We start from the raw sequence: 11,572 nt of genomic DNA, 5'->3' as shown, positions 1-11,572 counted from the left end.
GGGACTGGAAAATATAAGAATGACAACAGGACAAAATGAATTACGCATGATGTGGCTGATCAGCCTGGTGATTGTAGGCTTGAGTGCCTGGTATCTGGATTACGAGATTGTCAGCTATTTATGTGGGCTCGGTTTTCTGATGAGTGTAATGCAGTATGTCAATGCAGTGCAGCAGCCACTTGAAGAGATCACTGCTGAACATCAGTTGTCTATTTCTGGTTATTCCAAAGTTCCATTATATATTTCTTCTCTGATTGCCATTGTGGGAGGTGTCATCGACCTGAAGTGGTTGATGGGGCTGGGCGTCACGGCCTGGATTTTCTTCCTGTTCCGATGGTTGCAAAGAATAGAGCTGTCATTGCGACAGTTGCAGCATCGTATTCACTCGGCGCCAAGTCAGGACACTCTAAATTCTCAGCCAGTTCCACTGCCAGCCTTTCAGCAGCCGGCTCAAGTTGATCATGCTTCACCGGGTTTAATTGATCAGATCCAGCGCTGGATTTTTCAAGGCAATCCGGTACTTAAAGCTGCAATCGGGATTCTGGTTGTCGGGATTGTCCTGTTACTACGTTTTGCAACGGAGCATTGGCAAATCAGTCTGGCAATGAAATTGGGGCTGATTGCTTTGGCAAGTATGGCTGTTGCTGGGCTGGGCTATTGGTTGATCGAGAAAAACCGCAGTTTTGCGCTGGCACTTGAGGGTCTGGGATTAAGTGCGCTGTTTCTGACCTTATTCTTTGCCTATTACAATCTGGTCATTCCTGGTCTGTTGATGGCATCAGTGCTATTTGTGCTGATTATGGCCATGACGCTATATCTCAGTTTTAAGCAGAATAGTTTTGAATTGACGGTGATGGCGCTGTTAATTGCCTATATTGCACCATTTACTTTGCCTGTACGGGATGCCACCGCTGTAGAGCTGATTGCTTATTATCTGGTCATTAATATCGGAGTAGCAACGCTGACCAGCTTAAAACCCTGGAAGACGCTGAATCAGATTGCCTTTCTGGTCACTGCGATTGTTGGGGGAATCTATGCGCTGATTCATGGCTACACTTCTGAGCGCTATAGCATGACTGGCTTGATTCTGGCACATAGTGCCGTGTTTATTTGGCTGGGATTTCGTTTTAGTCAGTTACTCGCTAAAGATGACCTGAGCAGGTTCCAGCTCAAGCCAATTCTGGACATTGCCCTGATTTTTGCCGCGCCAATTACAGCCTATATTTTCCTGTATCTGATTCATTTTAATGAACGTACATGGCAGGCAGGACTGAGCCTGATTTATGCCGCAGTATTCGCAGTTTGCTGGTTAGGATCGCGGCGTAGTCATACTCTGAATATCATTGCCAATAGCTATCTCAGTCTGATGTTGATTTTTATTGCCCTGATTCCACCAATTTTGTTGGAAAGTGAATGGAGCGTAGTGGGTTGGGCAGTAGAAGGCGTCTTAATTTATTTCTGGGCTTTGGAAAAGAATCTCAAAGTTGGGCAATATTTGAGTATGGGCTTACTGATCATGGCTGGGCTGAGCAGTCTGTATTATCTGGTTGAGCTGAATCCAACACCACGACACATCTTCTGGATACTGAGTGGCTGTTATCTGGCTGTGGTCTTGATTAGCCAGTTCAAAGAGCGTTATATCCAGCAACTAGATGGGCTGAGTACTGGTTTCTTGAGCTTACTCAGTTTCTCAGCCAGTCTGATGCTGTTTGCCTTATTGGAAGATGAGTTCAGTTCGCCAGATGCCCATATTTATAGTCTAGCTACAGTTGCACTGATTTTTGCTGTTCTCAATGAGATTATCTTCAGAAAAAATCAGGACTGGAGCTGGCTGGTGCCAAAATGGTGTGGCTTAACGCCATTGGTTTTTGCTGGTGTGGTTCTGGCAATTGATCAAAGTGAAAATGGTATACTGATTTGGGAGAGTCAATTTGCCCGGAGTATCTTTGGATTATCCACCTTATTGTTAGCCTGGCAATGGCTGCGACCAGCCTCAGGCTTGTTGCTTTCAAAAGAATGGGTGAGTTTAGGGGCTCTAGTAAGTCTGACTCTGGCAAGCCTATGTCTGATTCCAAGTATGCCCTATATCAGTATGGTGATTTTGCCATTAGGTCTGTGTTTCTGGTCTTATAAACAATCTGCGGATTCTGCTTGGCCGATGTTGTGGCAAAGCAACAGTACCTTGATTCTGATGGCAGCCTGGTTGTTATGTTCACAGCTGCTCAGTCAGCAGGCCTTTGAGTTCTATTTGCTTCCTGTTTTAAATCCTTTTGATCTGGTGAGTATTGCCATGTTGGTCAGCTTCATCTGGATGCTGCTGCAACAGATTAGGGCAGGGCGAGATAAAGGAATGATGGCAGTACTCATGGTACTGAGTTTACTTTGGCTATCTAGCTATATTGTATTGCGTGCCTTGCATATGTATTTAGGAACGCCGTTGAACAGTTTGGAAGTGTGGAGTAATGCCACAGTCCAGTTGAGCTTGACCATTCTATGGGTGCTATTGGCTTTTGCAACGATGTGGATTGCGGCATTGAAAGCCCTGAAACCGATGTGGATTCTGGGTGGTAGTATTCTGGTGATTGTAACCTTAAAACTGGTGCTGTTTGATCTGTCTCATATCGGGACCTTAACTCGAGTATTGTCCTTCTTGCTGGCAGGTGGAGTGATGTTGTTGATTGCTTATATTGCACCAATGCCGGATGGGGAGAAGAGGGTTTGAATCTAAATTAACTACATTTGAGCGTTAATTTAATCTCCCAAACCCTGCAAGCTTTAAGCAATGTGCAAGGAAAAGAGCGGCTTTTTATGACAATTCCTCTCTTTGTAAAGCGAGGTTAGGAGGGATTTAAAAAAAGTTATTTTAAATCCGGCTCCCTCTTCAATTCCTTCTCATTGGCATATTGATCAACATCTTCATTTTTTAGCGGACGCGCAAGCGGATGATCTACAAAGCCCATTTTTGGTACAGGAATCTCAATATGATTTTCCAGGAAACCATTACGAATGCGTTCCTGCATTTCATCACGAACTTTTAAAAAGTTTTCACCTTGGCACCAGACTGCAAATAGTAATTCAATGGATGATTCCCGGAAAGCAGTTACTGTCACAGCTGGTTTTGGATCAGCAAGCACCATTGGATATTTGTTTGCTACATCTAGCAGCACTTCACGAACCTTGATAATGTCTTCATGGAAATTAATCGCCAATGTGATCGGAATTCGCCGGATCGGAAATTTGGACAGGTTGTGTACCGGGGCACGGATCAGTTGCTCATTCGGCAACCGGACATAGATATTATCCTGGGTTAATAATTTGACTGAGAGCAGGTCAATCGAAATGACTTCACCTTCAATGGTATGCCCACGAATCAGGGTAATCTGAATGGTATCACCAACTTCAAAAGAACCTTCACCAATCAGGAACATACCGCTGATCAGGTTAGATGCTGAGGTCTGAGATGCGAAACCCAGTGCAACTGTCAAAATACCTGCTGCACCTAAGAAGACACTGAGCTTAAAACCAGCTTCCTTTAAACTGGCCATGACAAACAGCAGGAAAATGAAGTAAAAAATCCCACGACGCCAGACCATTTGCTGATGGGCATTAAAACGTAGACCAATCGTCCGGATAAAGGCATTCGAGAAAAAACGTGCAATTAAAAAACCAATAAAACACAGTACGATTGCGACAGCAATTTCTGTCAGCCGATCAGTATTGATACTGGTAAATACGCCTTTCAGGCTATTGGTGACTTCAGCAGAAATACTTGAGTTTGCCATTAGCCGTCCTTAAAAGAATGAATCAAACATATTGAACAGGTTGCCTGCAGGGTCACGTGGCGGATGTAGATAGTCCACTTCACCGGCATGTGGTGGGGTACGGTTTTCAATCCGAATTCGAGGTGGGCGATCCAGACCTTCATGCAGGACTTTAATTTGCGAGGTCCAAAGACGTCCTGTACTGGCACTGAAAAACAGTGGTAGGGCGGGCACGGGTACATTCATACGGTCAAAGCGCAGTTGCTGATTACTGGTATTGTGGAATTCAATTGGAGTTACAGCACGAAATGCACGCGGCGTCAGCTGTTTTAGCTCAGTACGACCATCGACTGCTGTGGCATAACAAATTTCCCCAGAACGATGATTCGGGCCAAACCAGGTATCTTTGGGTAGAATTACCGGGACATCAAAAATTGGATCTCGCTGTCCATCGACAAAACCGGCAATCCACAGTGGCGTACTGATATATAAGGTTCCGCGTTGCCCGGCAGGAATATAAATGGGATCGACGGGTTTGATCACTACAGAACGATCTGCCAGACGAGGCATGAGTCGCAGTTTACTTTTGGTGGACTTGAACATATAGCGTTCAATTTTCACTGGCTGGGGAAAGGCAAAATGGGGATCTTCGATCTGGTGCCATTTCTGCTCATAGTCAAACTGTACCACAGGGCGGTAATACTCCAGACGCCATTCCTGCAAGCCACGTGTCAGACGGAACAGCAGCGAACCAAATTGCCAGGCTTTGGACTCATTTATTTCAAAATTCTGTTCCCCCCACCAATGAATAGAGGGCTGAGCAGAGGAAAAATCAACTTGATCGTGTGGCAATGCGGCTGTCCTTTCGTACTAAATCTTTCTAAACATACTTCACGCTGTCATGTGCTTAGAGTACACTCAATTTAAATTTTTTCACTATTATTATAATTCTACGATGCAAGTACTGAAACAATTACAAATCCCTTATAGTTTTGCCAAACGCCATGGGGTGTTGTTGCGTTATGAAGGGGATCAGGTCTTTATCGTCCGTCGTGATAATACCTCGATGCTTGCATTGCAGGAAGCACGCCGTTTTTTAGGCCATCCTGCCCAGTATCAGCTCTGCAATGATCACGAATTTAGCCAATTACTCAGTAGCAGTTTCGCTGGAGACAGTGGCGAATCACAACAAGTCGCAGCTGGTCTGGAAGACCATCCAGATTTGCTTAGTCTGGCCGATTCTGTCCCTGAAGCTGAAGATTTAATGGATCAGGAAGATGATGCGCCGATTGTCCGCCTGATCAATGCCTTACTTTCAGAAGCAATCCGTGTGGGTGCTTCCGATATTCATATTGAATCCTTTGAGAAGAAACTTTCAGTCCGCTTGCGGGTTGATGGTCAGTTACGCGAAATTGTACAGCCACGCCGTGAACTGGCACCGCTGTTAGTCTCGCGGATTAAAGTCATGGCCAAGCTGGATATTGCGGAAAAGCGTATTCCCCAAGACGGTCGTATTTCGTTGCGCCTAGCAGGGCGTGAAGTCGATGTCCGTGTTTCTACCTTGCCATCTTCGTATGGTGAGCGCGTGGTAATGCGTCTATTGGACAAACAGGCCGGTCGCCTGAACATGACCCATTTGGGTCTAATGAATAATGATTACGATCGCCTCAAGACTTTGGTACATCGTCCACATGGGATTATTCTAGTCACTGGCCCCACTGGTTCGGGTAAAACGACGACACTGTATGCAGCACTTTCCGATCTGAATGATGGTTCCAAGAATATCCTGACCGCGGAAGATCCGGTCGAGTATCAATTGGAAGGTATTGGGCAGACGCAGGTAAATACCAAAGTGGATATGACCTTTGCCCGTGCTTTAAAAGCGATGCTTCGTCAGGATCCCGATGTTGTCATGGTGGGTGAGATTCGTGACCTAGAAACAGCAGAAATAGCAGTACAGGCTTCTTTAACAGGTCATCTGGTTTTATCAACCCTGCATACCAATACTGCAATTGGTGCAGTAACCCGTCTTAAAGACATGGGGATTGAACCTTTCTTATTATCCAGTTCACTGATCGGGGTGGTTGCCCAGCGTCTGGTACGTACTCTCTGTTCACATTGTGCGACCTGGCATGTAGCGGATGAATTTGAACAAGGTCTGTTTGCCCATGTCCATAATGGGACACAATTAGAATTACCACAGCCAAAAGGTTGTGAACGCTGCTCACATACAGGCTTTACTGGTCGAACTGCGATCTATGAAATTGTCCCGGTGGATGATCATATGCGCCGTCTGATTCATGGTAATGCACCAGAATACGAGTTAGAAAGTTACGCACGTCAACAATCTGGTTCTATTCGTGATGATGGCTTACGTAAAGTGCTGGCAGGTAAGACGACGGTGGAAGAAGTACTGCGTGTCACCAACGAAGCAGCAGAACTAGCTTAATGATAGAACTGTTAAAAAGTAGCCAGTTGGACTGCTTTTTAATAAATTACCACAAGTCGATAATTTTCTTCATGAGTTGGGCGCGCAATGGAGCGGTTGGATTGCCGGCATTGCGTTGAGTCTCATTTTTATAAAAATTTTGCCAGGTTTTCGCTATTTCTACAGTTAAACCCGCCTGTTTCATCTTTTCAACATCAGCTTTACTGACATGATTCAAACGTGTTTCTGCATCTTGAGGACCTGTGCCCCAGCCAATTACACCTTGACCAAACTCAGGCAGGCTCATGTTATGCGGTATAGGAGGGATAGCGAGTCGATCAATATCTGGATTCACCAAGGATTTAACTTGAGGGCGAATTTTTTCAGAAACTTGCACATCTGCAAGAGAGGAGATAGGGATACTTAAAAACAGCGTGCTGAGGAGAAGAGGTTTTAACATTAAAATAAACCCAATAATAAATGTAAATAAGAATCATTATATATAACTATCTGTCTAATTGTTATCTTTTTGAAATAGGAAGATGAAAACAGTATTTAAAAAGCTGAAGACCCGCCAACTAAGAATTGAATTTTTATACTGGATCAAGGCTATCCTGAAAACAGATTTTTCAGGATAGCTGTCTACTGGATCTTAAGTAATCACATTTAGCGTGACATCAATATTATTACGGGTGGCATTAGAATACGGGCAGACAATGTGCGCGGCATCCACCAGCTTTTGAGCTTCGTCCTGATCCATACCTTCCAGATGAACATTTAGGGTAACTTCAATACCAAAGCCAGTTGGGATCGGACCAATCCCTACCTCACCTTCAATATAAGCCTCTTTACTCATATTCAGTTTGTCTCGATTAGCCACAAATTTCATCGCCCCTAAAAAGCAGGCTGAATAGCCAGCAGCAAAGAGCTGTTCAGGATTGGTACCACCGCCTGAACCACCCATTTCCTTTGGTACTGCGAGTTGTATATCCAGCAGTTGATCATCCGTAGTAACCCGACCATCGCGGCCACCTGTTGCTTTGGCATGGGCGGTATAGACAGTTTTTTCTAATGACATGATATGAATCCCTGTTATTTTTTCATGGAGTTTCTATGCTCGATGATTTTTAAACAGGAATAAGCAGGGATTTTGTTATTTTATGCAGGAAAATCGCAAACTTTAAAACTGGATCAATTTTCGATGTTGCATCAATGGCATGGACTCACGGACTTTATACTGTTCTTTTAAATCAAAATCTACCGTGATCAGCTGAGCACCTTCCGCATGTACCATATCTAGTACCTGACCGCGGCTATTGGTGGCTGCAGTATGTCCCCAAGTCTGACGTTTTTCTCCATGCCAGCCCTGTTGTGCAGCGCCAAGCACAGCACACTGAGTATCCATGGCACGTGCTTGTAGAAGTAACTGCCAATGCATTTGACCTGTGGTATAGGTAAAAGCAGAAGGGGCAGTCAGAATATTGGCGCCTTGTTGACGTAAAGTCAGTGCCAATTCAGGGAAACGCAGGTCATAACACACCATCAAGCCAATATTGCCAAATGGGGTTTTCGCAACCACGACATCTGTACCTGGTTCAAAGAATTTGGACTCCTGATAGCCACCGACAGCATCACCCACTTGCACATCGAATAAATGAATCTTGTCATAACGTGCTTCAGTACGTTCCGCGCTAATGCACAGGCTTACCGTACGGACACGACCATCTTCAATCACTGAACCATCCGGGCGATACGGACAAGGCAGGGTGCCAGCAATAATCCAGATCTGATGTTGATGTGCCAGTTTTTCGAGGCGTTGCTGAATGTCTTCAAACTGCGCCGCAGTTTCGCGTTGTTTTCCGGCAGCAAAGCAGACAAAATTTTCAGGAAAGACGATCAGTTCAGCACCAGCGGCTTTACTCTGCTGAATCAAGGATTCTATCGTTCTGAAATTGTCTTCAATTTCATTCTGAGAATTCATTTGTACAACAGAGAGTAAAGTCATCGTTTCCTTCCTGGAAAATTAAGATTAAATATTGGGTTCGGACACCTTATCGAGATTGTCCTGTTCTTTTTGCAGCTGTTTAACCAAAGGTTCGAACATATTTTTGTTGCTTTCATTGAGTTTCATCAATGTCTTATGCGCATCTAAGACCGTAGTGAGCATATTACGATGCGTTACATGCTCTTCGATCAGGGCACGGGTGCAGACATGCGAATCTCCACAATAGTTCAGGATCACAAATACCTGTCCCAGACCCATACTATTGGCCAGGGTTGTAATATCTGAATTGGTAGAGAGCATGACAGCCTGGATATGATGCACTTGTTTCAGTTTCAAACCCAGTTTTGCAAGAACGCCGAGTACAGTACTGTCAATAAAACTGGTTTCAGTTAAATCAACGATCGCACCAACGACATTATCTTGCTGTTCAATTTTGTTCAGTAACTTGTCTAGACTTATGCAAGATTGTGCACGCACTTCGCCAATAAGCTTAAAAATATGCGTTCCGTTCAAACTTGCATATTCAACATGACCTGTTGACATATAAATGCCATTTGCAGAGAAGGATATTAAATTATCCCATAGGGTAGTTTGATACTCAAGTAGCTGAAGGTCTGAGTTAATTTAAGTATCTATTAAAGCAATAATTATATTACTAATTCATACGTATGAAGCTAAGGAAGGCAATATCGTCTGCCACATGCTCCGGCGCTTGAAAAGATTGATTTTGCAAGTGATAGACCAGCTGTGCAAACTGTTCATTCAAACCGCCATCAAAGGGTTCCAGGGCACCATCCGAACATAAAATGAATCGGGCATGACGTTTCAGGACGAATTCCTGTTCATCTACTTCTAGTTCTTCGGTCAGCCCGAGTGGAAAACTACTGGTCGATAAAATTTTGGGTGCCTGATTGGGTTCAAAAATAATAGGCGGTGGATAATGCCCGGCACTGGACCAGCGCACCACATGAGTTTCAAGGTTTAAAACCCCAGCAATCATGGTGATATGTTTTTCAATATTTTCCTGAACCAGCATGCCATTCAGCTTTTTGATCAGTTCACGTGGCGATTTGGAACGGCCATGAAAAGCCGCCATCCATGATGTAAGTAAACTACTGGTGACACCATGTCCAGACACATCAGCCAGATAGAACATCACTTCTTTGTCGCTAATTTTCCAGTAATCGTACCAATCACCAGAAAGATAAGCGGAAGGCTGAAAATATGTTTCTACCTGATAGTTCAAAAGCTCAATCGGGTTGGGAAGTAATCTTTGTTGTAACTCTGCTGCGGAAGGTAAGTCGCGACTATCCTGGTTTCTTTTATATTGCGCATCAATTTTTTGTAAAGCGAGGAGAGGCTGAGCTGGAAGTTTGTTCCAGATCCACCCGGCAAGAGCACCTTGCTCCCAGGCTTGAGATAGTTCAGCTCCTTCATTTTCCAAAGCCAGGACAATGGTAGGAAAATTCCATTGGTATTTCAGATAATCATGCACATCGGAAATTGCAAGAATAGTCTGATCATACAACTCATGATCTTCAAGACCAATCATCTGCACATCTGGAAGCGTGTCAAGGACTTGATCAAGATAAGGAACATCACGAGTCGGCTGAATAAAATACATAAGGAAATGAACTAATCCCAAATTTGTTTATTAGATGTACTATAACAAGCTATTGATTACCGGCGAATCTTTTTCACCGATAATCTTGCTGAAATTATTTACTTAAAAGGTTGGTTCTGTCGAATCGCTCTGATCTTCATCAAACTCATCTTCAAATTCATCATCTATATCAGTGAATAGACTCTCAGATTCCACGCCTTTCTTTTCAGCAATTGCATAACTGGTACGTTGCAGATAAATGTCACGAATCTGTGCATAACGATCACCAGTCAATACCCCTTCGACGTCCAGTATTTCAGAACGAGTGTCGATAACACGCAAAGACTGGTCACTCCAGTAAAGTCCGTCATTATCATCAAGAATATATTTTTGTGGACGAGCCTGGCTATCTACAGCGCTACCAATTACCCCGCGGACAGAGCTTGGACCTAAAAGTGGCAGCATGATATAAGGGCCAGAAGGCACTCCATAATAACCTAAAGTAATTCCCAGCCTTTCATCTTCATGACTCAAGCCCAGGCGACGGGCAGGATCTGCCAAACCTAGAGTCGTTAGAGTATTAATGGTAAAGCGGCCTAGGGACTTGGCAGCCCGTGCAGGACGACCTTGAATTAACTGGTTGACTACATTCCAGGGTTCACCCAGGTTATTACGGAACTGAGTATAGCTGCCGCGAACATCTTTCGGAACCTTTTCCACATATTTTACGGCTACAGGTCGTAACACGTTGCGGTCAATGACATCGTTAAATTGATAGATCTTTCTATTTAGTGGCTGAAAGGGATCTTTAACTTCTTCAGCCTGTGCTGCTCTGGCATCGACCTTCAATTGTGTCTGTAATTGTTGCGCCTTATTGGAAATTTTTGTTCTAAGGGGCGTTTTTTCAGGCTCATTTTCTAGATTTTCCATATCGGTAGTCACCTCAGCAAAAACCTGTGCAGTTGAAGCTAAAGAAAATAAACATAGAGTTAAGTAAATAGAACGATGCATAAGGTAACCTGAGGCCTTTTCCGGGTAAGTAGCACTACTTATTAATATGAAAATAATAAACGTTATATTCAGGAATAAACATCATTTAAGCAAATTTGTATAAAAAATGAAGGAAAACACACGAAAAGATTAAAAAATACACATGTGGAGAGGTTTTTTTTAAAAAAGGTGTTGCAAGCCTCCTGAAATGCTGTAGAATGCACATCCATCGGCGGTGATGAAGATTAAAACTTCTGATAAAACAGTAACTTAGTTAAGATTGGTTGAGTTAGGTTTTATTTGATAAGTTTAAAAATAATCTGATTTACTGGTTGACTTTCTAGAGATAGAGAGTAATATAGCCGACCTAGCTTGCTGCTGACGAAGTAGCAAGAAGATCATTAAGAGATTATGAAGAACAACTTGTGTGGATTTTTACTGGTTGATTGATCGAAATTATTTTCATTGATTGAATGGTAGAAATTACTCGAAGTTTATTTGAGAAATTAATGTCAGAAAATTGATGAGCCAGATTTGGTGTTTTGAATAAAGCACTATTGATTTTAAACTGAAGAGTTTGATCATGGCTCAGATTGAACGCTGGCGGCAGGCTTAACACATGCAAGTCGAGCGGGGAAAGGTAGCTTGCTACTGGACCTAGCGGCGGACGGGTGAGTAATGCTTAGGAATCTGCCTATTAGTGGGGGACAACGTTCCGAAAGGAACGCTAATACCGCATACGTCCTACGGGAGAAAGCAGGGGACCTTCGGGCCTTGCGCTAATA

Annotated in this window: 10 protein-coding genes and 1 rRNA gene; 3 read left to right on the top strand and 8 right to left on the bottom strand. The window is 43.6% G+C overall.

From position 1 onward, the window contains the following. Positions 1 to 19: 19 nt before the first annotated feature. Entirely contained in the window at positions 20 to 2,722 is a 2,703-nt protein-coding gene (locus C3420_RS12240) for a DUF2339 domain-containing protein (RefSeq protein WP_076753111.1), read from the top strand. A gap of 136 nt (positions 2,723 to 2,858) precedes the next feature. On the opposite strand, the gene C3420_RS12235 is transcribed toward C3420_RS12240, so the two are convergent. Further along, positions 2,859 to 3,782: a mechanosensitive ion channel family protein gene (locus tag C3420_RS12235; RefSeq protein WP_076753112.1), complete on the bottom strand. Its 924-nt coding sequence runs from the start codon at positions 3,780 to 3,782 to the stop codon at positions 2,859 to 2,861. A gap of 9 nt (positions 3,783 to 3,791) precedes the next feature. Beyond that, complete coding sequence (locus tag C3420_RS12230; RefSeq protein ID WP_004812982.1) at positions 3,792 to 4,613, bottom strand: hypothetical protein; 822 nt, start codon at positions 4,611 to 4,613, stop codon at positions 3,792 to 3,794. A 103-nt stretch (positions 4,614 to 4,716) separates the two neighbouring features. On the opposite strand from C3420_RS12230, the gene gspE reads away from it, so the two are divergent. Next, a complete protein-coding gene (gspE, locus tag C3420_RS12225; protein WP_004812979.1) occupies positions 4,717 to 6,210 on the top strand; it encodes a type II secretion system ATPase GspE in 1,494 nt (497 codons plus the stop codon). A 46-nt stretch (positions 6,211 to 6,256) separates the two neighbouring features. Here gspE and C3420_RS12220 read toward each other — a convergent pair whose 3' ends face one another. The 6 genes from C3420_RS12220 to C3420_RS12195 form a co-directional block, all read right to left on the bottom strand. Further along, positions 6,257 to 6,649 carry a DUF4951 domain-containing protein gene (locus tag C3420_RS12220; RefSeq protein WP_103800687.1) on the bottom strand — a complete coding sequence of 131 codons (393 nt, stop codon included), beginning with the start codon at positions 6,647 to 6,649 and terminating at the stop codon, positions 6,257 to 6,259. A 192-nt stretch (positions 6,650 to 6,841) separates the two neighbouring features. Beyond that, entirely contained in the window at positions 6,842 to 7,267 is a 426-nt protein-coding gene (locus C3420_RS12215; RefSeq protein WP_076753114.1) for an organic hydroperoxide resistance protein, read from the bottom strand. Between the two features lie 102 nt (positions 7,268 to 7,369). Beyond that, entirely contained in the window at positions 7,370 to 8,194 is an 825-nt protein-coding gene (locus C3420_RS12210) for a carbon-nitrogen hydrolase family protein (protein ID WP_103800686.1), read from the bottom strand. A gap of 24 nt (positions 8,195 to 8,218) precedes the next feature. Further along, a complete protein-coding gene (gene gigB / locus C3420_RS12205) occupies positions 8,219 to 8,737 on the bottom strand; it encodes an anti-anti-sigma factor GigB (protein ID WP_004812973.1) in 519 nt (172 codons plus the stop codon). Positions 8,738 to 8,849: 112 nt separating this feature from the next. Beyond that, complete coding sequence (gene gigA, locus C3420_RS12200) at positions 8,850 to 9,818, bottom strand: RsbU family protein phosphatase GigA (RefSeq protein WP_103800685.1); 969 nt, start codon at positions 9,816 to 9,818, stop codon at positions 8,850 to 8,852. Positions 9,819 to 9,920: 102 nt separating this feature from the next. Then, on the bottom strand, positions 9,921 to 10,808 hold the full coding sequence (locus C3420_RS12195; protein WP_103800684.1) for a VacJ family lipoprotein: 888 nt from the start codon (positions 10,806 to 10,808) through the stop codon (positions 9,921 to 9,923). Between the two features lie 544 nt (positions 10,809 to 11,352). Here C3420_RS12195 and C3420_RS12185 point away from each other — a divergent pair. After that, positions 11,353 to 11,572: ribosomal RNA gene (locus C3420_RS12185) — 16S ribosomal RNA — on the top strand; the annotation flags it as partial.

The sequence above is a fragment of the Acinetobacter sp. ACNIH3 genome (assembly GCF_002918965.1).
GTDB lineage: Bacteria > Pseudomonadota > Gammaproteobacteria > Pseudomonadales > Moraxellaceae > Acinetobacter > Acinetobacter schindleri.
This window is presented reverse-complemented; position numbering and strand designations above follow the sequence as displayed.